The 22,516-nt window shown below is 71.5% G+C and carries 23 protein-coding genes; 17 read left to right on the top strand and 6 right to left on the bottom strand.

Annotation, left to right across the window (positions count from 1 at the left end; genetic code table 11):
• Positions 1–47: 47 nt before the first annotated feature.
• Together MCHLDSM_RS02350 and MCHLDSM_RS02345 are read left to right on the top strand one after the other, a co-directional pair.
• Entirely contained in the window at positions 48–1,073 is a 1,026-nt protein-coding gene (locus MCHLDSM_RS02350) for a TerC family protein (protein WP_048468701.1), read from the top strand.
• Between the two features lie 68 nt (positions 1,074–1,141).
• Positions 1,142–1,549, top strand: a complete 408-nt coding sequence (locus MCHLDSM_RS02345) for a hypothetical protein (RefSeq protein ID WP_048468700.1) — start codon at positions 1,142–1,144, stop codon at positions 1,547–1,549.
• Here the strand turns inward: MCHLDSM_RS02345 and MCHLDSM_RS02340 are convergent.
• The 3 genes from MCHLDSM_RS02340 to MCHLDSM_RS02330 form a co-directional block, all read right to left on the bottom strand.
• Positions 1,531–2,694, bottom strand: coding sequence for a serine hydrolase domain-containing protein (locus tag MCHLDSM_RS02340; protein ID WP_048468699.1), 1,164 nt, complete (start codon positions 2,692–2,694; stop codon positions 1,531–1,533). The genes MCHLDSM_RS02345 and MCHLDSM_RS02340 overlap by 19 nt on opposite strands.
• Positions 2,695–2,711: 17 nt before the next feature.
• Positions 2,712–3,233, bottom strand: a complete 522-nt coding sequence (locus MCHLDSM_RS02335) for a 2-oxo-4-hydroxy-4-carboxy-5-ureidoimidazoline decarboxylase (RefSeq protein ID WP_048468698.1) — start codon at positions 3,231–3,233, stop codon at positions 2,712–2,714.
• A 144-nt stretch (positions 3,234–3,377) separates the two neighbouring features.
• Positions 3,378–3,863: an inorganic diphosphatase gene (locus MCHLDSM_RS02330; RefSeq protein WP_048418624.1), complete on the bottom strand. Its 486-nt coding sequence runs from the start codon at positions 3,861–3,863 to the stop codon at positions 3,378–3,380.
• 110 nt (positions 3,864–3,973) lie between these two features.
• Here MCHLDSM_RS02330 and dacB point away from each other — a divergent pair, with 110 nt between their 5' ends.
• The 5 genes from dacB to MCHLDSM_RS02305 all read left to right on the top strand — a co-directional run bounded on the left by dacB (position 3,974) and on the right by MCHLDSM_RS02305 (position 10,251).
• Complete coding sequence (dacB, locus tag MCHLDSM_RS02325) at positions 3,974–5,344, top strand: D-alanyl-D-alanine carboxypeptidase/D-alanyl-D-alanine endopeptidase (protein ID WP_048468697.1); 1,371 nt, start codon at positions 3,974–3,976, stop codon at positions 5,342–5,344.
• The gene (locus tag MCHLDSM_RS02320; RefSeq protein WP_048468745.1) at positions 5,341–6,402 is read left to right on the top strand and encodes an Rv3626c family coenzyme F420 biosynthesis-associated protein; all 1,062 of its coding nucleotides are present in this window, start codon (positions 5,341–5,343) and stop codon (positions 6,400–6,402) included. The genes dacB and MCHLDSM_RS02320 overlap by 4 nt, the downstream gene beginning before the upstream one ends.
• Positions 6,381–7,349: a tRNA lysidine(34) synthetase TilS gene (gene tilS, locus MCHLDSM_RS02315; RefSeq protein ID WP_048468696.1), complete on the top strand. Its 969-nt coding sequence runs from the start codon at positions 6,381–6,383 to the stop codon at positions 7,347–7,349. Before MCHLDSM_RS02320 ends, tilS begins: the two co-directional genes overlap by 22 nt.
• A 41-nt stretch (positions 7,350–7,390) precedes the next feature.
• Positions 7,391–7,948, top strand: a complete 558-nt coding sequence (gene hpt / locus MCHLDSM_RS02310; protein ID WP_172506342.1) for a hypoxanthine phosphoribosyltransferase — start codon at positions 7,391–7,393, stop codon at positions 7,946–7,948.
• 83 nt (positions 7,949–8,031) lie between these two features.
• On the top strand, positions 8,032–10,251 hold the full coding sequence (locus MCHLDSM_RS02305) for a molybdopterin-dependent oxidoreductase (protein ID WP_048468695.1): 2,220 nt from the start codon (positions 8,032–8,034) through the stop codon (positions 10,249–10,251).
• Here MCHLDSM_RS02305 and MCHLDSM_RS02300 read toward each other — a convergent pair.
• The 3 genes from MCHLDSM_RS02300 to MCHLDSM_RS02290 all read right to left on the bottom strand — a co-directional run bounded on the left by MCHLDSM_RS02300 (position 10,244) and on the right by MCHLDSM_RS02290 (position 13,443).
• Positions 10,244–10,981 (bottom strand): SIMPL domain-containing protein, encoded by a 738-nt coding sequence (locus tag MCHLDSM_RS02300; protein WP_048468694.1) that lies wholly within the window; start codon positions 10,979–10,981, stop codon positions 10,244–10,246. The genes MCHLDSM_RS02305 and MCHLDSM_RS02300 overlap by 8 nt on opposite strands.
• Before the next feature lie 37 nt (positions 10,982–11,018).
• Positions 11,019–12,428 carry a PE-PPE domain-containing protein gene (locus tag MCHLDSM_RS34840; protein WP_168439962.1) on the bottom strand — a complete coding sequence of 470 codons (1,410 nt, stop codon included), beginning with the start codon at positions 12,426–12,428 and terminating at the stop codon, positions 11,019–11,021.
• A gap of 70 nt (positions 12,429–12,498) precedes the next feature.
• Positions 12,499–13,443 carry an alpha/beta fold hydrolase gene (locus MCHLDSM_RS02290; RefSeq protein WP_048468693.1) on the bottom strand — a complete coding sequence of 315 codons (945 nt, stop codon included), beginning with the start codon at positions 13,441–13,443 and terminating at the stop codon, positions 12,499–12,501.
• A gap of 217 nt (positions 13,444–13,660) precedes the next feature.
• On the opposite strand from MCHLDSM_RS02290, the gene ftsH reads away from it, so the two are divergent.
• From ftsH to panD, 10 genes are all read left to right on the top strand, one after another.
• Complete coding sequence (ftsH, locus tag MCHLDSM_RS02285) at positions 13,661–16,003, top strand: ATP-dependent zinc metalloprotease FtsH (RefSeq protein ID WP_048468692.1); 2,343 nt, start codon at positions 13,661–13,663, stop codon at positions 16,001–16,003.
• 17 nt (positions 16,004–16,020) lie between these two features.
• Positions 16,021–16,629, top strand: coding sequence for a GTP cyclohydrolase I FolE (gene folE, locus MCHLDSM_RS02280; RefSeq protein WP_048468691.1), 609 nt, complete (start codon positions 16,021–16,023; stop codon positions 16,627–16,629).
• 44 nt (positions 16,630–16,673) lie between these two features.
• The gene (gene folP / locus MCHLDSM_RS02275; RefSeq protein WP_048468743.1) at positions 16,674–17,495 is read left to right on the top strand and encodes a dihydropteroate synthase; all 822 of its coding nucleotides are present in this window, start codon (positions 16,674–16,676) and stop codon (positions 17,493–17,495) included.
• On the top strand, positions 17,488–17,874 hold the full coding sequence (folB, locus tag MCHLDSM_RS02270) for a dihydroneopterin aldolase (protein WP_048468690.1): 387 nt from the start codon (positions 17,488–17,490) through the stop codon (positions 17,872–17,874). The genes folP and folB overlap by 8 nt, the downstream gene beginning before the upstream one ends.
• The gene (folK, locus tag MCHLDSM_RS02265) at positions 17,871–18,398 is read left to right on the top strand and encodes a 2-amino-4-hydroxy-6-hydroxymethyldihydropteridine diphosphokinase (RefSeq protein WP_048468689.1); all 528 of its coding nucleotides are present in this window, start codon (positions 17,871–17,873) and stop codon (positions 18,396–18,398) included. The genes folB and folK overlap by 4 nt, the downstream gene beginning before the upstream one ends.
• A complete protein-coding gene (locus MCHLDSM_RS02260) occupies positions 18,398–18,874 on the top strand; it encodes a DUF3180 domain-containing protein (protein ID WP_048468688.1) in 477 nt (158 codons plus the stop codon). Before folK ends, MCHLDSM_RS02260 begins: the two co-directional genes overlap by 1 nt.
• Before the next feature lie 77 nt (positions 18,875–18,951).
• Complete coding sequence (locus tag MCHLDSM_RS02255) at positions 18,952–20,127, top strand: DUF6779 domain-containing protein (RefSeq protein ID WP_048468687.1); 1,176 nt, start codon at positions 18,952–18,954, stop codon at positions 20,125–20,127.
• Between the two features lie 90 nt (positions 20,128–20,217).
• Positions 20,218–21,165 (top strand): Rossmann-like and DUF2520 domain-containing protein, encoded by a 948-nt coding sequence (locus MCHLDSM_RS02250; RefSeq protein ID WP_048468686.1) that lies wholly within the window; start codon positions 20,218–20,220, stop codon positions 21,163–21,165.
• Positions 21,165–22,106: a pantoate--beta-alanine ligase gene (panC, locus tag MCHLDSM_RS02245; RefSeq protein ID WP_174545742.1), complete on the top strand. Its 942-nt coding sequence runs from the start codon at positions 21,165–21,167 to the stop codon at positions 22,104–22,106. The genes MCHLDSM_RS02250 and panC overlap by 1 nt, the downstream gene beginning before the upstream one ends.
• The gene (panD, locus tag MCHLDSM_RS02240; RefSeq protein ID WP_048468684.1) at positions 22,106–22,513 is read left to right on the top strand and encodes an aspartate 1-decarboxylase; all 408 of its coding nucleotides are present in this window, start codon (positions 22,106–22,108) and stop codon (positions 22,511–22,513) included. The genes panC and panD overlap by 1 nt, the downstream gene beginning before the upstream one ends.
• The last annotated feature ends 3 nt before the right edge of the window (positions 22,514–22,516 follow it).

Genomic DNA, 22,516 nt, shown 5'->3' with positions numbered 1-22,516 from the left:
GAGGCGGTGGAAGAGACCTCCGGCGTTGAACGACGACCGGAGGTTTGATGAACGTCAGTGCACTCGAGTGGGGCATCACGCTCAGCGTGACCATCGCGATCCTGCTCTTCGATGTGATCGTGATCGGGCGCCGCCCCCACGAGCCGTCCCGCCGCGAGACGGGAACCGCGCTGACCGTCTACGTCGGCCTGGCCATCGCGTTCGGGATATGGACCTGGTTCTTCCACGGCAGTCAGTACGGCGTCGAGTTCTTCGCCGGCTGGCTCACCGAATACAGCCTGTCGGTCGACAACCTGTTCATCTTCTTGATCATCATGGCCAGCTTCAAGGTGCCGCGGGTCTACCAGCAGCAGGCGCTGCTCGTCGGCATCATCCTGGCGCTGATCTTCCGCGGCATCTTCATCGCGCTCGGCGCGGTGGCCATCGAGCAGTTCAGCTGGGTGTTCTACCTGTTCGGTGCGTTCCTGGTGTACACGGCGCTGAAGCTGGTCCGCGACACCGACCACGACGACGACGCCGAGAACGGCGTGGTGCGGTTCGCGCAGAAGCACCTCAAGTTCACCGACACCTGGGACGGCCTGAAGCTGTGGGTGAAGGAGAACGGCTCGCGGCTGATGACGCCGATGTTCCTGGTCATCGTCGCGCTGGGCACCACCGACCTGTTGTTCGCGCTCGACTCGATCCCCGCGATCTACGGCTTGACCCGCGAGCCCTACCTGGTGTTCGCCGCCAACGTGTTCGCGCTGATGGGCCTGCGGCAGCTGTACTTCCTGCTCGGCGACCTGCTCAAGCGGCTGGTCTACCTGTCGCAGGGGTTGGCGTTCATCCTCGGCTTCATCGGCGTGAAGCTGCTGCTGCACGCGCTGCACGAGAACGAGCTGCCGTTCATCAACGGCGGCGAGCCCGTGCCGGTGCCGGAGATCCCGACGCTGGCCTCGCTGGGCGTCATCGTGGTGACGCTGCTGATCACGACGGCGGCGAGCCTCTACAAGACGCGGGTGCACGACATGCGCAAGGGCGAGGACGAGGCGCAGCAGGAGAACGCCGACCCGGCGGCGGACACGACGCGCTGAAACATTCCGTTGTGCTCGCGCTGATCGCAACGGGTGCCTTGGGTATCGGGGCTGGCTAGCGTGGCCGGGTGCGGCTTTTCCTCTCCGACGACGCGGGTGTGCGCGAGCTCACCGACGGCCACCAGCCGATCATCCGGGTGGCGGCGCCCGACCTGCAGCGCGCGCGACGGGTCCGAGCCCGCATCCGGTCGGGTCCGGAGGACCTCGCGGTCATCCTGGACGTGACCGTCGCCGTTGCCGGCGACTTCCGGTCGGCGCGCAGTGCGTTCGACGCCGGCGACAGCGCCGACGCCGGCGACACGATCCGGTACGCCGGGACCGTCGCCGGGCTGGTGGGCCTCATCGGGGACATCGAGTCGGCGGGGGTGGCCGACGGGGTGACGCTGATCGCGGCGTCGGACCGTCAGGACCTCGGCCGGATCGGGCGCGACGTGTTGCGCGGGCTCGCGTCGCGCGATCAGGCTCGCGCGTCCTGAAGCGCCTCGTCGATCAGCCGCGCGTACCGCTGTGAGCGGTCGGTGCCCGTCGTGCCCTGCCCCATCTTGTTCATGACGTAGGCGAACGTCGCCCGTCGGTCGAGGTCCATCACCACCAGCGAGCCGCCCCAGCCGCCCCACCAGCAGACCCGGCCGGCGGGCACCGCACGGACGCTCTCCGGGGTGGACAGCCCGAAGCCGATGCCGAAGCGCAGCGGCACACCGAGCACCAGGTCGATACCGTGGGACTGCTCGGCGAAGATCAGGTCGACGGTGCCGGGGGACAGCAGGCGCACGCCGTCGACGCCGCCGCCCAGGGAGATCGGCCGTAGCGCGGTGACGAGGCCGCGCGCGTTGCCGTGCCCGTTGGCGCCGCCGATGTCGGCGTGGCGCCACCGCGCGGTCTCGGCGACCGCGACGCCGTAGGCGCCGGGAGGGAAGGCCGCGAACGTCTGGACCGCGGGGTGATCCGCGGGGAGCCGGTCGAGCCCGCGGTCGCGCGGCGGCGGTGCGACCAACTGCGCGATCCGCGGCTCGTCGGCCTCGCGCGCCCCGATCTGGACGTCGGCGCCCAGCGGCCCCGCGATCTCGTCGCGCACGAAGTCCTTCAGCGTGACACCGGTGATCCGGCGGACGAGCTCGCCGATCAGGTGGCCGTAGTTCATGGCGTGGTAGCCCGACGCGGTGCCCGGCGGCCACCAAGGCGCCTGGTTGGCCAGATGGGCCGTCGCTCCGTCCCAGTCGTAGATCTGCTCGACGTCGAAGGGCACCTGCCACCCCGACACCCCGGAGGTGTGGGAGAGCAGGTGGCGCACCTCTATCGCGTCCTTGCCGTGGGCGGCGAACTCCGGCCAGTACGACGCGACCGGGGCGAAGGGGTCGAGCGCGCCGCGGTCGACGAGGATCAGCGCCGCCAGCGCGGTCAGCGTCTTGGTGCACGACCAGAAGTTGACGATCGTATCCTGTTGCCAATCAACGGTTTTCGTGCGATCGGCGTACCCACCCCACAGGTCGGCGACGAGCTCGCCGTCGAGGTCGACCGCGATCGAGGCGCCGAGCTCCTCACCTGAGGCGAGCTCCTCGGCCAGCGCCTCGGCGAGACGGTCGAACCGCCCGTCCCACCGACCCTGCACGGCACCAGTCATGGGCCGAGCCTAGGCGGTCACCAGTTGTCGTAGCCGCCCTCCGGGCCGAGCATGCGTTCCAGCCGGGTGCGGTTGATCCGGGCGAGTTCGTTGCGCACGATCTTGCGTTCGGTCTCGTAGTCGTTGAGCATCCGGTCGCGCATCGTGGCGAGCACGTCGTCGGCACGGTAGCCGTTGACGAACATCACGAAGCCGAACCCGAAATGGTCGAGATAGGCCTTGGACGCGGCGGCCAGCTCGGCCATCATCTCCGGGCGCTCGTCGCTGATCGCGCACTGCTCGGCCTTGCACTTCTCGCTGCCTGGGCGCCGCCCCACGTCCGGGTACGCCTGCAGGATCGAGTCGATCGAATCCTCGGCGAGGGCGAACAGCAGCGAGTCGGCGCAGCGGAACAGCTGGTCGTGACTGTCGAACGGGCGTTGCCGGGCCAGGTCGGCGGCCAGCGGGACGCTGGAGCAGCATTCGTAGACCGCGTGCACGGCGCGGCGCATCGGCATCGTATTGAATGCCTCCAGCCCGATCCCCTGATGCAGCAGCACACCGCCATGATCGAACCTTCAGGGCACGCGGGCGTTACGCCGTGTTACGGCCACGCTAATTCCCGCGGGATCGCGCCTCGAAATCCACTTTTTGCAGCGACGTACTCGTACTTCTGTCGCAAAAAGTGGATCTCGCCAGGTAACTCAGTGCCCCTCGGTCTTGAACCTCTCGACCGACCGGTTCACCTCGGCCTCGGCCTCCTCGCGGCCCACCCAGTCGGCGGCCTTGACGAACTTGCCCGGCTCGAGGTCCTTGTAGTGCACGAAGAAGTGCTTGATCGCGTCGAGCTCGAAGTCCGACACGTCGCCGATGTCCTGGATGTGGTCCCACCGCGGATCGGCGAGCACGCACAGCACCTTGTCGTCGCCGCCCTTCTCGTCGGTCATCCGGAACATGCCGACCGGGCGCGCCTCGACGATGCAGCCGGGGAACACCGGCTCGGGCAGCAGCACCAGCGCGTCCAGCGGATCGCCGTCCTCGCCGAGGGTGTCCTCGATGTAGCCGTAGTCCGTCGGGTAGCCGAACGCGGTGAACAGGTAGCGGTCCAGTTTGACCTTGCCGCTGTCGTGGTCCACCTCGTACTTGTTGCGTGAACCCTTCGGGATCTCGATGAGAACGTCGAACTGCACCGGGAGGCTCCTTCGCGTGACGGGCGATCTACAGGCCGGAATCACCTTAATCGGGAGCGATACCCTGCTGTAGCGGGGTGGCTTTCGACCGATCGAGGGACAGGGGAAGTATGCGGCCCACTCGATGGCGACGGTCCACCTATGTGGTGGTGGGGGCGATGGTCGCCGTGCTGGTGGTCGTCGTCGTGGCCGCGGCCGCGCTGCTGGTCGGCAGGCAGACCTCCGACGCCGTGGCCGTGAAGCCCGCGCCTGCGCCGGCCACCGCCGATCCGGGCGTGGTCCCGGTGCCCGACACCGCCGACGCGCCGACGCCCGCCGGGCTCGCGGCGGTGCTCCGACCGGTGCTGGCCGACCCGAACCTCGGCCTGTTCACCGGCCGCATCACCGACGCGATGACCGGCGACGAGCTGTGGGCCCAGGGCGCGCACGTGCCGATGCAGCCCGCGTCGACGAACAAGCTGCTGACCACCGCCGCGGCGCTGCTGACACTGGATCGGGACGCCAGGTTGACGACGCGTGTGGTGAGCACCTCGCCCGGCGTCGTGGTGCTCGTCGGCGGTGGTGACCCGACCCTGTCGGCCGCCCCGCGCGGCGTTGACACCTGGTACCGCGACGCCGCCCGCATCGTCGACCTGGCGGATCAGGTGCGCCGCAGCGGGGTCTCGGTCAGGACCGTGCAGGTCGACGTCAGCGCCTACAGCGGCCCCACCATGGCGCCCGGCTGGGATCCGCTCGACATCGACGGCGGCGACATCGCGCCGATGGAGGCGGTGATGCTCGACGGCGGCCGCACGCAGCCCGTCACGGTGGAATCGCGGCGGTCCCGCACCCCGGCGCTCGACGCCGGCCGCGCGCTGGCCGTCGCGCTCGGCGCCGACCCCGCGACGGTGACGGTGCTGCCGTCCGCGGCGCGGGGCAAGGAGATCGCCTCCGTGCAGTCACCGCCGCTGATCCAGCGGTTGCGCGACATGATGAACGCCTCGGACAACGTGATGGCCGAGTCGACCGGCCGCGAGGTCGCCGCCGAGACGGGCCGCCCGCAGAGCTTCGCCGGTGCGGCCGGCGCCGTGCTCGGCGCGCTGGACGACGCGGGCATCGACACCGGCGCGGCGCGTCTGCTCGATTCCAGCGGGCTGTCGGTCGACGACCGGCTGACCGCCGAGACCCTCGACGAGGTGGTGGGCGCCGCAGTCGGCGACGACCATCCCCGGTTGCGTCCGCTGGTCGACCTGCTGCCGATCGCCGGCGGCAGCGGCACGCTGTCCAACCGCTACCTCGACGCCGCCGGGCGCGGCGCCGCGGGGTATCTACGCGCCAAGACCGGATCGCTGACCGCCACCAATTCGCTGGCGGGTATCGTCACCGACTCCAGCGGCCGCGTGCTGACGTTCGCGCTGCTGTCCAACCAGGCCGGGCCGAGCGGGCGCACCGCGCTCGACGCCTTCGCCGCGACCTTGCGGACGTGTGGGTGCCGAACATGAATCAGCGTGGCGGGCATGGCTTTTCGGTGGGCAACGCGGTGGACTGGAACCTGGCCGCCGCGTTCGGGGGCAAGCTGGCCCGCCCCGAGCCGCCGGCAACGGACTACACCCGCACGCAGGCGGTGACCCAGCTGGCCGAGTCGGCGCGCGCGGCGGAGATCCCGGTGCGCGAGGTGACCGGCCTCGCCGAGGGCGAGGGGATCCCGGAGGCGCGTGTCGTCAACCGGCCGGACTGGATCCGCGCCGCCGCGCACTCGATGCGGGTGATGACGGGCGGGGGCGACGCGGCGGCCAAGCCGCGTGCCGTCAGCGGGCGTATCGCCGGCGTGCAGACCGGTGCGGTGCTGGCGTTCGTGTCGTCGGGGATCCTGGGGCAGTACGACCCCTTCGGTGACGGTGGCGGTGAGCTGCTGCTGGTGTATCCCAACGTGATCGCCGTAGAGCGGCAGCTGCGGGTGAACCCCGCCGACTTCCGGATGTGGGTGTGCCTGCACGAGGTCACCCACCGCGTCCAGTTCCGCGCCAACCCCTGGCTGGCCGGGCACATGTCCGGTGCGCTCGCGGTGCTCACGGAGGAGAGCGCCGAGGACATGACCAAGGTCGTCGGCCGGCTCGCCGAGTACGTCCGCGATCGCCGATCCAATACCCAAGAGGCGGAACCGAATTCGGCCGGCATCCTCGGGCTGGTGCGGGCCGTGCAGTCGGATGCGCAACGGGAGGCGCTCGACCGGCTGCTGGTGCTCGGCACGCTGCTGGAAGGTCACGCCGACCACGTGATGGATGCGGTCGGTCCCGCGGTGGTGCCCTCGGTGGCGACGATCCGGCGGCGGTTCGACCAGCGCAGGCACCGTCGGCAGCCGCCGCTGCAGCGGCTGCTGCGTGCGCTGCTCGGCATCGACGCGAAGATGGACCAGTACACCAGGGGCAAGGCGTTCGTCGACCGCGTGGTGTCGACGGTGGGCATGGAACGGTTCAACGTGATCTGGACCGGTCCGGACACGCTGCCGCTGCCCGCGGAGATCGACGAGCCGCAGCGATGGATCGACCGGGTGCTGTAGCGCAGCTGCGCGCGGCGCTCACCCGGTTCGCCGGGGAGCACGCGGTCGACGGCGAGCGCTGGTGCGTCGCGCTGTCCGGCGGCCCGGACTCGCTGGCGCTGACCGCGGTCGCCGCCGCGCTGAGGCCGACGACGGCGCTGATCGTCGACCACCGCCTGCAGCCCGACTCGCACGCAGTCGCCGAGGCCGCGCGAGAGCAGGCGCTGGCGTTGGGATGCGTTGCGGCGCAAATGCTCTGCGTGGACGTCGGCACCGACGGCGGGCCGGAGGCGGCGGCCCGGACGGCGCGCTACGCCGCGCTCGACCAGGCCCGGGCGGGCGCGCCGGTGCTGCTGGGGCACACGCTCGACGACCAGGCCGAGACGGTGCTGCTCGGCCTGGGCCGCGGATCGGGCGCCCGCTCGATCGCGGGGATGCGGCCGCACGATCCGCCGTGGTGCCGGCCGCTGCTGGGGGTGCGGCGCAGCGTCACCCACGCCGCGTGCGCCGAGTTGGCGCTGACACCGTGGCAGGACCCGCACAACACCGACCCGCGCTACACCCGGGTGCGGTTGCGCAGCGAGGTGCTGCCGCTGCTCGACGACGTCCTCGGCGGCGGGGTCGCCGAGGCGCTGGCCCGCACCGCGACCGCGCTGCGCGAGGACAACGACGCGCTCGACGGCCTCGCGGGCGACCTCACCGCCGGCCTGGAACCCGGTGCCGAGCTGCCGGTCGCGTCGCTCACCGCGCTGCCGGGCGCGGTGCGGCGCCGGGTGATCCGGAGCTGGCTGCTGGCCGGCGGCGCCGCCGGCCTGACCGACGGGCAGATCCGGGCGGTCGACGCACTGGTCACCGCGTGGCGCGGGCAGGGCGGAGTGGCCGTGCCGAGCCCGGTGCCGCGGCAGCGGTTGTTCGCGGGCCGGCGCGGCGGTGCGCTGACGCTCTACCGCGAGCCGGTGGCCGACTGAGCACCGCTACGCTCTAGGGCGTGCCTGCGCATGCTGCGGAAATGTATCCCGGCGACATCAAGTCGGTGTTGCTGTCCGAGGAGCAGATCCGCTCCAAGACCGCCGAACTCGCAGAGCTGATCGCCGCCGACTACCCGACGCCCGGCGCGGGTGGTCAGGACCTGCTGCTGATCACCGTGCTCAAGGGCGCGGTCATGTTCGTCACGGACCTGGCCCGGGCCATCCCGCTGCCCACCCAGCTCGAGTTCATGGCGGTCAGCTCCTACGGCTCGTCGACGTCGTCGTCGGGGGTGGTGCGCATCCTCAAGGACCTCGACCGCGACATCAACGACCGCGACGTGCTGATCGTCGAGGACATCGTCGACTCGGGGCTGACGCTGTCGTGGCTGCTGCGCAACCTCGCGACGCGCCACCCCCGCTCGCTGCGGGTGTGCACGCTGCTGCGCAAGCCCGACGCGGTGCGCGCGGACGTCGAGATCGAGTACGTCGGCTTCGACATCCCCAACGAGTTCGTCGTCGGCTACGGCCTGGACTACGCCGAGCGCTACCGGGACCTGCCCTACATCGGCACGCTGGACCCGAAGGTCTACGAAGACTGACTCCCATCGCCCAAACCCACGTTTGGGCGCGAAAGTGCGAGAAGTTCTCGCCATTTCGTCGATCTGGACGCAGGATCGAAGCCATGCCTGAGACCGCGCTCCGGATCTGTCCCTTCTGCGAAGCCACCTGCGGCCTCACCCTGACCATCGACGACGGCCGGGTCGTCAGGGCCCGGGGTGACCGCGACGACGTGTTCAGCGCGGGCTTCATCTGCCCGAAGGGCGCGAGCTTCCCCGAACTCGACAACGACCCCGACCGCCTGCGGGCGCCGCTGGTCCGGCGCGACGGCGTGCTGACCGAGGCGACGTGGGAGGAGGCGTTCGCCGCGATGGCCGACGGTCTCGGCGCGGTGCTGCGCGAACACGGCGGCGCGGCGGTCGGCGCCTACCTCGGCAACCCGAACGCCCACACCGTGGCGGGGGCGCTGTACCCGCCGCTGATCATCCGCGGGCTCGGCACCCGCCAGGTGTTCTCGGCCAGCACGCTCGACCAGATGCCCAAGCACGTGTCGCTGGGGCTGATGTTCGGCAGCCCGGTCGCTTTCACGGTGCCCGACCTCGACCGCACCGACTACCTGGTGATCATCGGCGCCAACCCGCTGGTGTCCAACGGCAGCCTCGCGACCGCCGCCGACTTCCCCGGCAAGCTGCGCGCGCTGCGCAAACGCGGAGGGCGGCTCGTCGTCATCGACCCGGCCCGCACCCGCACCGCCGAGCTCGCCGACCGTCACCTCGCGCCGCGCCCCGGGACCGACGCCGCGCTGCTGTTCGCGGTCGCCCACGTGCTGTTCGACGAGGACCTGGTCGCGCTCGGCGCGCTCGCCGAGCACGTCACCGGCCTCGAGGAGGTGGAAGCGCTGGCCCGCGACTTCGCCCCGGACACCGTCGCCGGGTACTGCGGCGTCGACGCCGAGGAGATCCGGACGCTGGCCCGCGAGCTCGCGGCCGCGCCCAGCGCTGCGGTGTACGGCCGGATGGGCACGTCGACGGTCGAGTTCGGCACGCTGGGCAGCTGGCTCGTCGACGTCGTGAACGTCCTCACCGGCAACCTGGACCGGCCCGGCGGCGCGATGTTCCCCTGCTCGCCGGTCGCACCGGCGCCGCGCGGTCACCGGCCCGGCCGCGGATTCGTCACCGGCCGCTGGCACAGCCGCGTCTCCGGCCGGCCCGAGGCGCTGTCCGAACTGCCCGTCGCGGTCCTCGCCGAGGAGATCGAGACGCCGGGGGAGGGCCAGATCAGGGCGATGATCACGGTCGCCGGCAACCCGGTGCTGTCGGCGCCCGACGGCGAGCGGCTCGACCGGGCGCTGGAGTCCGTCTGGTTCATGGTCAGCGTCGACCCCTACCTCAACGAGACGACCCGGCACGCCGACGTCATCCTGCCGCCCCCGCCGCCGTCCCACGCCCCGCACTTCGACTTCGCGCTGAACGGTCTCGCGGTCCGTAACAACGCGCGGTACTCGCCGCCCGCGCTGCCGCTGCAGGGCCGACCCGACGAGGCGGAGATCCTGTCGCGGATCGCGCTGGTCATCTATGGGCTGGGGCACGACGCGGACCCCGCGCTGGTCGACGAGCAGGTGATCGCCACGACGCTGGCCAAGGAGACCGCCGATGCCGGGTCGCCGGTGGCCGGACGGTCGGTCGACGAGCTGACCGCGATGCTGCCCGACGGGCCGGGGTACGAGCGCCGGCTGGACATGATGCTGCGGCTGGGCGCCTACGGCGACGCCTTCGGCGCGCGGCCCGATGGGCTGACCCTGCAGCGGCTCAAGGACGCGCCGCACGGCATCGATCTCGGCCCGCTGCAGCCGCGCCTTCTCGACGTGCTGCGCACACCGTCGGGCCGCATCGAGCTCGCTCCGCCGGCGCTCGTCGACGACACGGCCCGGCTGCGCGGCGCCCTGGGCTCACCCGCCGAGGGGTTCGTGCTGATCGGCCGCCGGCATCTGCGCTCCAACAACAGCTGGATGCACAACCTGCCCGCGCTCGCGGGCGGCACCAACCGCTGCACGCTGCGGATGCACCCCGACGACGCGGCCGACCTCGGCGTCACCGACACCGCCGTCGTCAAGGGCGCGGGCGGCGAACTGGTGGTGCCGGTCGAGATCACCGAGGACATCCGGCGCGGCGTGCTGTCCCTGCCGCACGGCTGGGGCCACGACCGCGCCGGCACCGGTCAACAGCTGGCGGCCGGCCAACCCGGCGTCAACGTCAACCAGCTCAACGACGGCTCGGTGCTCGACCCGTTGTCGGGCACCGCGGTGCTCAACGGGGTCCCGGTCACCGTCGGACCGACTAGTTGAGCTGCCAGACCACCGTCACGGAGAATCCGACGGTCTGCTGACCCGGTTCGAGCGGCACCGCGGCCTCCATCGCGCGCGGCGCCGCGGGCAGCGGCACCGGTGGCGTCGGCGCGGCGGATTCGGAGATCGAGATGACCTTGCCCAGCCCCAGCCCGGAGAGCTGGGCGTACTGGGTGGCGCGGTCCTTGGCGTCCTCGAAGGCCCGTGCGCGGGCGTCGCGGACCAGCTGGGAATCGTCCTCGATCGAGTAGCTGATCGAGTTGATCCGGGTGGCGTTGCCGCCGGTGCTGACGATCAGGCCGATCGCGTCGGAGGCCTTGGCGAGGTCGCGGATGGTGACGGTGATCGCGTTGGTGGCGCGGTAGGCGGAGATCGTGGTGCTGTCGCTGCCGTACTGCGGCTGCAGATCGGCGGCGGTGGTGGCGATGTCCTTGCGGTCGATGCCGGCGCCCACCAGCGCGTCGATGACGGCTTTCTGGCGGTCGTTGGTCTGGTTCATCGCGCCGGTGGCGTCGGGGGCGAGGAACTCCATCGACGCGTTGACCGTCAACGTGTCCGGGGTGCCCTGCACCTCGCCGGCGCCGACGACGGTCACCTGCCGGCTGTCCGAGCCGGGTGTCAGGGTGGGGCCGCTCTGGGAGTCGCAGCCGGCCAGCGTCGCGGCGACGACGCCCACCGCGGCGACGGCGAGGGGGAACCGGAGGGACGTGGCGCGGGCTGGGATCGGCATGGCTGGCACACTAACCCGCCGATCGCCGCCGGCGGTGTCACTCCTGGCGGTGCCGCCCCCAGCGGTGCGGCGTCGACGCCTTCGACGTGCTCGATGCGGTGGTGTCGCGCTTCGGTGTCTCGGCGGCCTCGGGCGTGTCGGTCGCGGTCGTCGGCTTCTCCGCGGGCTCCGTGGCCGGCTCGTCCTTCCCGGCGGGCTCGGACGACGTCGCCGCCGCGGTCGATTCCTCTTCGGCGGCAACCTTTTTCGAGAACAGCTTCCGGCGTGGCGGCTTGTTGACGGTCTCGTCGGCGGTGTCGTCGGCGGTGACGGCCGCCTTCGTGGCAACGGCGGTCTTCGTGGCGGCGGCCGTGACCACGGTGTCGTCGGTAGACGCCGGTTCCTGGTTCGGCGCCGACGGCTCGGCGGGCGTCGTCAGATACGGCCGGTCGTAAGCCTTTTCGACGATTTCCTTCAGCGGCTCGTTGAGCGCGTCGGCCAGTGCGGTCATCCCCATCGCGCGCAGCGGCCGCAGCAGCGGCAGGTCTTGCGTCGGCACGAACACGTAGGTGGTGTTTCCCTCCGTCCACACCACGTTGGCCGGGTCGTCGAGGTCCACGCTGCGGTAGTCCAGGTGCATCGGCGACAACATTCCGGCGGCGACGTTGGCCAGCGCGAGCAGGTTCAGCGGGTTGTCGGGGAAGTCGGCCATCGGGTCGTACTGCCGCACGATGTCGATCACGTGGTAGTCCGTGGGCGTGATCGGCGGCCGGGTACCGCCGTAGGCGCGCCGCGGGTTGCCGATCAACACGAACGACACGTCCTCCGGCGACGGCGCGCCCGGCTTGCCGGCGTTGTCGGCCATCCACTGCTCGGCCACCCCGGCCCCGTTACTGAACCCGAGCACGATCGTCGGGCTTCCGCCCGGCTGCACGCCGGTCGTCTGCGAGAGCCGGGCGTCGAGCGCCCGCACGCCGTCCGGGGTGACGAACGGTACGTACGGGACCGTCGAGCAGCGGTTGGTCGCGCACATCGACCCCTCGAGTGCGGTGTCGATCGACCAGACCGGCCACAGCGGGCTGATCGTCAGCACCGTGGCCGGCGCCGGCTCGTCGGCGGCGACGGCGGCCGACGGCGGCGCCGTGCCGAGCGAGAGCACCGCTGCCGCGGCGAGCAGCGGCGGCACCATCTGGCGCGCCGACAGCCGGGGCAGTGCGACCGGTGCCCGGGTGACGGGGTGCTCCTCGCGCAGCGATCCCTCGAGATCGTCGATCACCGCGACGAGTAGCGCGTCGCGGTCGCCGAAGTGGACGGCGAGTTCGGCCTCGCTGACCCCGGCCGCGTCGGCGACCTCCGCCATGCTCGCCGCCGGACCCAGATCGGTGAACGCCCGGCGGGCCGCCGCGACCAATTCGCCGCGGTCAGGGCACTGGTTTTGACGCGTGCGCCGCTTTGCTATGAAGTTCATGCCAATTTCCCCCCGCTGGAGTGCGCCCCGTCCCGCAGCAAACATACCCAACGGTGAGGGGGATCACACCTCAGACGCGAAGGAACTCGATCAACAGCCGACTGACAGCGTCCGGACACTCCTCGGTCAGCCAATGTCCGGCGCCCTCCAGCAGCACCTCCCGGTAGGGGCCGGTGACGACTTCGCTGGCGCGGTGGCGCGGGGTGTACGCCAGCGTCGCGTCGGCGCTGCCGCCGACGAACAGCGCGGGCACCTCGATCGTCGCGGCCGGGGTGTCGGCCGTCAGCTCCCAGTTGCGGTCGAAACAGCGGTACCAGTTCAGCGGACCGGTGAAGCCGCCGCGGGTGAACGCGTCGGTGTAGACGTCGAAGTCGGCGCGGTCGAGCCACGGGGGAGGCGCGCCCGGATCGTCGATGCGGTCGAGGAACCCGGCGGGCCCGGGCGCGAGCATCCGCCGCGTGGCGGCCTCGTCGCCGGCCGGCGGGGTGGCGAGAAGCTTTCGCAGCGTGGTCGCCGGGTCGCGCGCCAGTTCGGCGTCGGCGGGGCCGGGCTGCTGAAAGTACAGGATGTAGAAGAAGCGGTCGCCGAAGACCCCGCGGAACGCCTCGGTGGTCGGGACGCGGGGACGGGGCACCGGGGGCAGGCTGAGGCCGGCCACGGCCGAGAAGCGCTCCGGGTGCAGCAACGGCGCCGCCCACGCGACGACGGCGCCGAAGTCATGACCGACCACCGCGGCGTCGTCGGCGCCGATGTCGTCGAGCAGGCCGACGACGTCGTTCACCAACTCGGTCACCGCGTACGCCTCGACCGCCGGAGGTCGATCGGAGCCGCCGTAGCCGCGCTGATCGGGGGCCAGCACGTGGAAACCGGCCTCGGCCAGCGCCCGCACCTGGTGGCGCCACGTGTACGCCAGTTCGGGGAAGCCGTGCAGCAGCACCACCGCGGGCGCACCCGGTTCGCCGGCCTCGGTCACCTGCAGCGCGACCCCGTTCGTGTGCACCGTCCGCGTTCGCACACCCTCAACTTTCGCCGAACGTGCTCGTACTGTCGTCCGAAGCGCCGAATCACGACGGGGAATGCACGTTCGGTGCCAGAACGCCGTCGGGAACTGCCGAACGTTGGTCTAGCGGTAGCCTTGAGGTTTCCAGCTGCGCGTATTGGAAGGATTTGGCCGGAGGGCTCGCCGTCGGCCGCACACATATGAACCGGACTCACGACATGAACTGCACCGCATGAATCGTAAGAATGTGATCCGCACGCTGACGGTGATCGCCGTGGTGCTGCTGCTCGGGTGGTCGTTCTTCTACTTCAGCGACGACACCCGCGGCTACAAGCCCGTCGACACCTCGGTCGCGACGGCGCAGATCAACAGCGGCAACGTCACCAGCGCGCAGATCGACGACCGTGAACAGCAGCTGCGCCTGGAGCTCAAGGACGGCAACAGCGACACCGAGGACAGCACCAAGATCATCACGAAGTACCCGACCGGGTACGGCGTGCCGCTGTTCGAGGCGCTGCAGGGCAAGAACGTCGAGACCAACACCGTGGTCAACCAGTCCAGCATGCTGGGCTCGCTGCTGATCTACCTGCTGCCGCTGCTTCTTCTCGTGGGTCTGTTCGTGATGTTCTCCCGGATGCAGACCGGCGGCCGGATGGGCTTCGGCTTCGGCAAGTCGAAGGCCAAGCAACTGGGCAAGGACATGCCCAAGACCACGTTCGCCGACGTGGCCGGGGTCGACGAGGCGGTCGAAGAGCTCTACGAGATCAAGGACTTCCTGCAGAACCCGAGCCGCTACCAGGCCCTCGGCGCCAAGATCCCCAAGGGCGTGCTGCTCTACGGTCCGCCCGGTACCGGCAAGACGCTGCTGGCCCGCGCGGTCGCCGGCGAGGCCGGGGTGCCGTTCTTCACGATCTCCGGCTCGGACTTCGTCGAGATGTTCGTCGGCGTCGGCGCCTCCCGCGTGCGCGACATGTTCGAGCAGGCCAAACAGAACAGCCCGTGCATCATCTTCGTCGACGAGATCGACGCCGTCGGCCGTCAGCGCGGCGCGGGCATGGGTGGCGGCCACGACGAGCGCGAGCAGACGCTCAACCAGCTGCTCGTCGAGATGGACGGCTTCGGCGACCGCCAGGGCGTGATCCTGATCGCGGCCACCAACCGGCCAGACATCCTCGACCCCGCGCTGCTGCGGCCCGGCCGCTTCGACCGCCAGATCCCGGTCTCCAATCCCGACATCGCGGGCCGGCGTGCCGTGCTCAAGGTGCACTCGGCCGGCAAGCCGATCGCCCCCGACGCCGATCTCGACGGCCTGGCCAAGCGCACCGTCGGCATGTCCGGCGCCGACCTGGCCAACGTCATCAACGAGGCAGCCCTGCTGACCGCCCGCGAGAACGGCACGGTCATCACCGGCGCCGCCCTGGAGGAGGCCGTCGACCGCGTCGTCGGCGGGCCGCGGCGCAAGGGTCGCATCATCAGCGAGCTCGAGAAGAAGATCACCGCCTACCACGAGGGCGGGCACACGCTCGCGGCGTGGGCGATGCCCGACATCGAGCCGATCTACAAGGTGACGATCCTGGCCCGCGGCCGCACGGGCGGGCACGCCGTCGCTGTGCCGGAGGACGACAAGGGCCTGATGACCCGCTCGGAGATGATCGCCCGGCTGGTGTTCGCGATGGGCGGCCGCGCCGCCGAGGAACTGGTGTTCCGCGAGCCCACCACCGGCGCGGTGTCCGACATCGAGCAGGCCACCAAGATCGCCCGCGCGATGGTCACCGAGTACGGCATGAGCTCCAAGCTGGGCGCGGTGCGTTACGGCACCGAGCACGGCGACCCGTTCCTGGGACGCACGATGGGGACGCAGGCCGACTACAGCCATGAGGTCGCGCAGATCATCGACGACGAGGTGCGCAAGCTGATCGAGGCGGCCCACACCGAGGCGTGGGAGATCCTCACCGAATACCGCGACGTGCTCGACACCCTCGCCGGTGAGCTGCTGGAGAAGGAGACGCTGCACCGGGCGGAGCTCGAGGCCATCTTCGGTGACGTCAAGAAGCGGCCCCGCCTGACCATGTTCGACGACTTCGGTGGTCGCGTCCCGTCGGACAAGCCGCCGATCAAGACACCCGGCGAGCTCGCGATCGAGCGTGGTGAGCCGTGGCCGAAGCCGGTGCCCGAGCCGGCGTTCAAGGCCGCGATCGCGCAGGCGTCCAAGGCCGCCGCCGAGGCCGCGCACCGCAACGGCGGCAACGGCAGCAATGGTGCCAACGGCGCCAACGGCGCCCCGGCCGGTGGCCAGACCCAGCCCGATTACGGTGCGCCTGCCGGCTGGCATGCGCCGGGCTGGCCGCCCCCTCCGCAGCAGGGCGCCCCGCAGCAGAACCAGCCGCAGGGCTACTGGTATCCCCCGTCGGGCTACCAGGGCGCACCGGCGAGCCCACAGCCGCCGTACTATCCGCCTTACCATCAGCCCTACCCGCAACCCGGCCCGCCGGACACGGGACAGGGACAGGGGCCGGACAACGGTCGCGACCCCAGCAGGGATAACGGGCGCGGCACCCCGCCGGGCAACGGGTAACAGCGGAGGAGACCCCGATGACGCGGTCGCAAGACGGTTCGGCCACGATCACCACTCCGGAATTCGACCAGGCCCGCGCGGAAGCCGCGGTGCGTGAGCTGCTCATCGCGGTCGGGGAGGATCCCGACCGGCACGGCCTGGTCGACACCCCGGCACGGGTGGCGCGCGCCTACAAGGAGATCTTCGCCGGCCTCCACACCAATCCGGACGAGGTGCTGAACACCACCTTCGACGAGCAGCACGACGAACTCGTGCTGGTCAAGGACATCCCGATGTACTCCACCTGTGAGCATCACCTGGTGTCCTTCCACGGTGTCGCGCACGTCGGGTACATCCCGGGCCGCGACGGCCGGGTCACCGGTCTGTCCAAGCTGGCCCGCGTCGTCGACCTGTACGCCAAGCGGCCCCAGGTGCAGGAGCGGCTGACCACCCAGATCGCCGACGCGTTGATGCGCAAGCTCGATCCGCGCGGCGCCATCGTGGTGGTCGAGGCCGAGCACCTGTGCATGGCGATGCGCGGGATCCGCAAGCCGGGCGCGCGGACCACGACGTCGGCGGTGCGCGGACAGTTCAAGACCGACAAGGCATCTCGCGCTGAAGCCCTGGAACTGATCTTGCGGAAGTGACCACCGCCAGCCTCCCGCCCTCCACACCGACGAGCGTGGCTGTGATGGGGGTCGTCAACGTCACCGATGATTCGTTCTCCGACGGCGGGTTGTATCTCGACCGGGACCGAGCGGTCGCGCACGGCATCGAGTTGGTCGACCAGGGTGCGGCGATCGTCGACGTCGGCGGCGAATCGACCCGTCCGGGCGCCAGCCGGGTCGATCCGGCGGTCGAGACGGGCCGGATCCTGCCGGTGATCGCCGAACTCGCCGGCCACGGCGTCACCGTCAGCGTCGACACCATGCACGCCGGGGTGGCCCGCGCCGCGCTGGAGAGCGGCGCGCGCATCGTCAACGACGTGTCCGGCGGTCGGGCCGATCCGGACATGGTCCGGGTGGTCGCCGACGCCGGGGTGCCGTGGGTGCTGATGCACTGGCGGTCGGTCGGCTCCGCCCGACCGCACGACGCGCCGTCCTACCGCGACGTGGTGGCCGAGGTGCGCGACGAACTGATGGCCGGAGCCGACGCCGCAGTGCGCGCGGGCGTGGCCGCCGACAAACTGATCCTCGACCCCGGCCTCGGGTTCGCCAAGACCGCGCAGCACAACTGGGCGCTGCTGGCCGCGCTGCCCGAGTTCGTCGCGACCGGTATCCCGATCCTGGTCGGTGCGTCGCGCAAGCGTTTCCTCGGCGCGCTGCTGGCCGACACCGACGGGCAGCCCCGGCCGCCGGGCGGCCGGGAGACCGCGACGGCGGTGATCTCGGCGCTCGCGGCCTGGCACGGGGCGTGGGGAGTGCGGGTGCACGACGTCCGCGCGTCGGTCGACGCGCTGGCGGTGGTGGCGGCCTGGAAACGGGCGGGGCAACAGGCGGGACGGCATGGCTGATCGAATCGAGTTGCGCGGCTTACGGGTTCGCGGAAACCACGGGGTGTTCGACCACGAGCGCCGCGACGGGCAGGACTTCGTCGTCGACATCACGGTGTGGATCGACCTGCAGGCCGCGGCCGCCAGTGACGACCTCGCCGACACGCTCGACTACGGCGCGCTCGCGCAGCGGGCGGCCGGCATCGTCGGCGGCCCGGCGCGGCAACTGATCGAGACGGTCGCCGCGGAGATCGCCGAGGACGTGATGGGCGACGAGCGCGTGCACGCCGTCGAGGTCGTGGTGCACAAACCCGCTGCACCGATCCCGCTGGACTTCGCCGATGTCGCCGTCGTCGCGCGCCGGTCCCGGCGCGGCGGGCGCGGGGCGGCGCCGCAGTGACGTCGGTGGTGCTGTCGATCGGCTCCAACCTCGGGGACCGGATGGCGCATCTGCAGTCGGTCGTCGACGGCCTCGGCGACGCCGTCACCGCGGTCTCACCGGTGTACGAGACCGACGCCTGGGGCGGGGTGGAACAGGGTGCGTTCCTCAATGCTGTTGTGCTGGCCGATGATTCGAGCCGTGATCCGCACGGTTGGCTGCGTCGAGCGCACGAACTCGAGGACGCGGCGCAGCGCGTCCGCGAGCAGCGGTGGGGACCCAGGACGCTCGACGTGGATCTGGTGGTGGTGCACGACGGCGACCAGCAGGTGAGCGTTCACGACGACGTGCTCACGCTGCCGCATCCGTACGCGCACGTGCGTGCGTTCGTGCTCGTGCCGTGGCTGGCGGTCGACCCGGAGGCGACGCTGACCGTCGCCGGTCGGCCGGTGGGTGTGGAGTCGCTGCTGGCCGCCGTCGATCCCGGCGAACGCGCCGGGGTGCGGCGCACGGAGCACGCGCTGCGGTTCGGGGCCGCGACCTGATGGGGCCGACGCGCAAACGCGACCTGGCTGCCGCGGTGGTCGCCGCCGCGGTGCTGGGTTACCTGCTGGTGCGGGCGACGTACCGGTACTTCCCGCCGATCACGGTGTGGACCGGCATGTCGTTGCTGGGCGTCGCGATCGGCCTCGCCGGGTGGGGCTTCTATGTCCGGGCGCGCATTCGGGACGCCGAGATCGGGGTGGGCCGGGGACGGCTGCATCCTCTCGCGGTCGCCCGGTCGGTGCTCATCGCGAAAGCCTCGGCGTGGATGGGCGCCGTGGTGCTCGGGTGGTGGCTGGCCGTGTCGGCCTATGTGCTGCCCCGGCGGGGCACGCTGAGGGTGGCCGCTGCCGACTCCCCGGGCGCGGTGATCGCGGGGTTGTGCGCGCTGGCGCTGGTGGTGGCGGCACTGTGGTTGCAGCATTGCTGCCGGTCTCCCGAAGACGCGCCGCCGGACGCCGACCCGGCGCCGGGCTGACCCGCTCACGCCGTCAACCTGCCGAATCGCCGCAGAGGTCGACACGCGCAGCGACCTGTGGCGGGTACAGTCGCCCCATGACCGATCCGACCCGCGGCGCCAGGATCCGGCGCGGTGCTCGTCGGCCCGGTTGGATCCTCACGACGGCTTTGCTGGTGCTTGCGATCGCCGCCAGTTCTGCCTTGGTTTTCACCAATCGGGTCGAGCTGCTCAAGCTTGCTGTGATCCTGGCGCTGTGGGCGGCGGTGGTCGCTGCGTTCGTGTCGGTGATCTACCGGCGGCAGAGCGACACCGACCAGGCGAAGGTGCGTGACCTCAAGCTGGTCTACGACCTGCAGCTGGAACGGGAGATCTCGGCGCGTCGCGAATACGAGTTGTCCGTCGAGTCGCACCTGCGCCGCGAGCTCGCCGCCGAGTTGCGTGCCCAGTCCGCCGACGAGGTGGCCGCGCTGCGCGCCGAGTTGGCCGCGCTGCGCGCCAATCTGGAGTATCTGTTCGACGCCGACCTGTCGCACCGGCCGGCGATCGAGACCGATCGGGCCGCGCCGCCGTCGCTGACCGAGTGGGGGCCTCGCCCCGAGGGCGCCGGCCGGGTGCGCAGCAGCCGCATCGACGCCGAGGAGACCGCGATCCTCCACGAGATCGACGACCACTCCCCGGACACCGAGGAGAGCCCGATCATCGACGTCCCCGCCGAGCCGCACCCGCCGGAGGAGAACTGGCCGCCCGCCGCGGAGCCCGCCGGGGGTGCGCACCGGCGCGCCGGCGAGCGTGAACCCGCCCCGGGACCGTGGGCGCCTCCGCCGCCCCCGCCGCCCCCCGAGACACCGCCGCCGCCACCGCAGTTCCCGTGGCTGCCGCCGCAGGCGTCACCCCCGCCCCCGCCCCCGCCTCCGCCGGAACCGGCGCCCGAACCCGAACCCGTCTCCCAGTGGGAGCCGGCGCCCGCCGAGGGGCGCTTCATCCCGGCCGGCGAGCCGGGCAGCAACTGGGTCGCTCCGCCGGTGAACGGCACCGGGCCGGAGTACGTCGGACGCAGGCGCGCACCCGAATCGGAACCCGAGCCCGAGCCCCCGCGGGGCCGGCACTCGTCGTCGGCCGCCGAGACGCCCGAACCCGAGCCGGTCCCCGAGGAGACCGACGACGACGGGGACGGAGGCGCCCACACCGGTGGCCAGTCGGTCGCCGAACTGCTGGCGCGGCTGCAGGCCACGCCGTCGGGCGGAGGCCGGCGCCGACGCCGCGAGGACTGATCTCGGCGCTGCGTTAGGCTGTGGCCGACCGTCCGGTACCCGCCCGCGGGACCGGAACGAAACCTTCGACAACCAGCGAGGTCGTCTGCAATGGTGCAGCCCCCGGTCGGTGGGAATGCCCCCCACGACGGGCTCCGCCCCGCCCGGCTCACCGTCGGTGTCCTCTCGGCCGGCCGGGTGGGCTCTGCCCTCGGCGCGGCCCTCGAGCGTGCCGAACACGTCGTCGCCGGGTGCGCCGCCGTGTCGAACGCGTCGCGGGCCCGCGCCGCGCGGTGGCTGCCCGACACGCCCGTGCTGCCGGTCGACGAGGTCGCCGCGCGCGCCGAGCTGCTGCTGCTGGCCGTTCCCGACGCCGAGCTGGCCGACCTGGTCGCGGGGTTGGCGGCCACCGGTGCCGTGCGGCCCAACACGATCGTGGCGCACACGTCGGGTGCCAACGGCATCGCGGTGCTGGCGCCGCTGGCCGAGCGCGGCTGCATCACGCTGGCCATCCATCCGGCGATGACGTTCGCCGGCACCGACGAAGACGTCGATCGGCTGCGGGGCACCTGCTTCGGGATCACCGCGGCCGACGAGATCGGGTACGCGATCGCGCAGTCGCTGGTGCTCGAGATCGGCGGGGAGCCGTTCCGGGTGCGCGAGGACGCTCGCACGCTCTATCACGCGGCGCTCGCACACGGCAGCAATCACGTGGTGACCGTGGTGCTCGACGCGCTCGAGGCGTTGCGGGCGGCGCTGAGCGGTCAGGAGCTCCTGGGTCAGGATCTCGTCGCCGATGCGCCGGGCGGGCTGGCCGAGCGGATCATCGGCCCGCTGGCGCGGGCGTCGCTGGACAACGCGCTGGGGCGCGGGCAGCGCGCGCTGACGGGCCCGGTGGCCCGCGGCGACGCGCGCGCCGTCGCCGCCCATCTCGAGGCGCTCGACGAGGTGGATCACGAACTGGCAGAGGCGTATCGAACGAATTCGTGGCGGACGGCGCAGCGGGCCCGGGCCCCGCGCGCTGTCCTCGACGTGTTGGCGGAGGCGGAACGACGATGATCACCGGTAGGGCGCCGAAGTTCTCGGCCGGTCACCTGAACGTGTACGCGCGGCCGCGCGATGTCTCCGATGTGACGCGGGCGCTGCGCGCGACGGGCCGCCGGATCGTGCTCGTGCCGACGATGGGCGCCCTGCACGAGGGACACCTCACGCTGATCCGCGCCGCCAAGCGCGTGCAGGGGGCGGTGGTGGTGGTGTCGATCTTCGTCAACCCGCTGCAGTTCGGCGCCGGTGAGGATCTCGACGCCTATCCGCGCACCCTCGACGACGACCTCGACGCGCTGCGGGCCGAGGGCGTGCAGATCGCGTTCACCCCGACCGAGGACGACATGTACCCGCAGGGACGGCGCACCACCGTGGTGCCCGGGCCGCTGGGGGCCGAACTCGAAGGTGCGTCGCGGCCAACGCATTTCGCGGGTGTGCTGACCGTGGTGCTGAAGCTGTTCAACACCGTGCATCCCGACCGCGCCTACTTCGGCGAGAAGGACTATCAGCAGCTGACGCTGATCCGGCAGATGGTCACCGACCTCGATCTCGGCATCGAGGTGATCGGCGTCCCGATCGTGCGCGAGGCCGACGGGCTGGCGATGTCGTCGCGCAACCGCTACCTCGACCCCGTGCAGCGCGAGCAGGCCGGGGCGCTGTCCGCGGCGCTGCTGGCCGGCATGTACGCCGCCGCCACCGGGGTGCCCGCCGCCCTGGACGCCGCCCGCGCTGTGCTCGACGAGGTGCCCGCACTCGCGCTGGACTACCTGGAGGTGCGCGACCCGATGCTCGGGCCGGCTCCCGCCGAGGGCCCCGCACGGATGCTGATCGCCGCCAAGCTCGGCGCCACCCGCCTGCTCGACAACATCGCGATCGACGTCGGCGCCAGCGCCGGCATCGACGGCCATCCCCGCACCCCCAGCGGTGACAGCCACGAATTGCCCTGGAGGAATTGATGTTCCGCACGATGCTCAAGAGCAAGATCCATCGCGCCACCGCGACGCAGGCCGATCTGCACTATGTGGGATCGGTGACGGTCGACGCGGACCTGATGGAGGCCGCCGATCTGATCGAGGGGGAGCAGGTCACCATCGTCGACGTCGACAACGGCGCCCGGCTGGTCACCTATGTGATCACCGGCGAGCGTGGCAGCGGTGTCATCGGAATCAACGGCGCCGCAGCTCATCTGGTGCATCCCGGAGATCTGGTGATCCTGATCGCCTACGCGGTGGTCGACGACGCCGAAGCCAGGGCACTGCAGCCGCGGGTGGTGTTCGTCGATGCCGACAACCGCATGGTCGAGCTCGGCAACGATCCAGCCCACGCGCCGGCCGGCGCGCCAGACCTGTTGTCGGCCCGGTGATCT

Source organism: Mycolicibacterium chlorophenolicum (genome assembly GCF_001044235.1).
GTDB lineage: Bacteria > Actinomycetota > Actinomycetes > Mycobacteriales > Mycobacteriaceae > Mycobacterium > Mycobacterium chlorophenolicum.
This window is presented reverse-complemented; position numbering and strand designations above follow the sequence as displayed.

Excerpts from the sequence above, each read along its gene's own strand:
- MCHLDSM_RS02350 (WP_048468701.1), top strand. The coding sequence starts at position 48 with ATGAACGTCAGTGCACTCGAGTGGGGCATCACGCTCAGCGTGACCATC.
- MCHLDSM_RS02340 (WP_048468699.1), bottom strand. The coding sequence starts at position 2,694 with ATGACTGGTGCCGTGCAGGGTCGGTGGGACGGGCGGTTCGACCGTCTC.
- dacB (WP_048468697.1), top strand. The coding sequence starts at position 3,974 with ATGCGGCCCACTCGATGGCGACGGTCCACCTATGTGGTGGTGGGGGCG.
- MCHLDSM_RS02320 (WP_048468745.1), top strand. The coding sequence starts at position 5,341 with ATGAATCAGCGTGGCGGGCATGGCTTTTCGGTGGGCAACGCGGTGGAC.
- tilS (WP_048468696.1), top strand. The coding sequence starts at position 6,381 with ATGGATCGACCGGGTGCTGTAGCGCAGCTGCGCGCGGCGCTCACCCGG.
- hpt (WP_172506342.1), top strand. The coding sequence starts at position 7,391 with ATGTATCCCGGCGACATCAAGTCGGTGTTGCTGTCCGAGGAGCAGATC.
- MCHLDSM_RS02305 (WP_048468695.1), top strand. The coding sequence starts at position 8,032 with ATGCCTGAGACCGCGCTCCGGATCTGTCCCTTCTGCGAAGCCACCTGC.
- MCHLDSM_RS02300 (WP_048468694.1), bottom strand. The coding sequence starts at position 10,981 with ATGCCGATCCCAGCCCGCGCCACGTCCCTCCGGTTCCCCCTCGCCGTC.
- MCHLDSM_RS34840 (WP_168439962.1), bottom strand. The coding sequence starts at position 12,428 with ATGAACTTCATAGCAAAGCGGCGCACGCGTCAAAACCAGTGCCCTGAC.
- ftsH (WP_048468692.1), top strand. The coding sequence starts at position 13,661 with ATGAATCGTAAGAATGTGATCCGCACGCTGACGGTGATCGCCGTGGTG.
- folE (WP_048468691.1), top strand. The coding sequence starts at position 16,021 with ATGACGCGGTCGCAAGACGGTTCGGCCACGATCACCACTCCGGAATTC.
- folP (WP_048468743.1), top strand. The coding sequence starts at position 16,674 with ATGGGGGTCGTCAACGTCACCGATGATTCGTTCTCCGACGGCGGGTTG.
- folB (WP_048468690.1), top strand. The coding sequence starts at position 17,488 with ATGGCTGATCGAATCGAGTTGCGCGGCTTACGGGTTCGCGGAAACCAC.
- MCHLDSM_RS02260 (WP_048468688.1), top strand. The coding sequence starts at position 18,398 with ATGGGGCCGACGCGCAAACGCGACCTGGCTGCCGCGGTGGTCGCCGCC.
- MCHLDSM_RS02255 (WP_048468687.1), top strand. The coding sequence starts at position 18,952 with ATGACCGATCCGACCCGCGGCGCCAGGATCCGGCGCGGTGCTCGTCGG.
- MCHLDSM_RS02250 (WP_048468686.1), top strand. The coding sequence starts at position 20,218 with ATGGTGCAGCCCCCGGTCGGTGGGAATGCCCCCCACGACGGGCTCCGC.
- panD (WP_048468684.1), top strand. The coding sequence starts at position 22,106 with ATGTTCCGCACGATGCTCAAGAGCAAGATCCATCGCGCCACCGCGACG.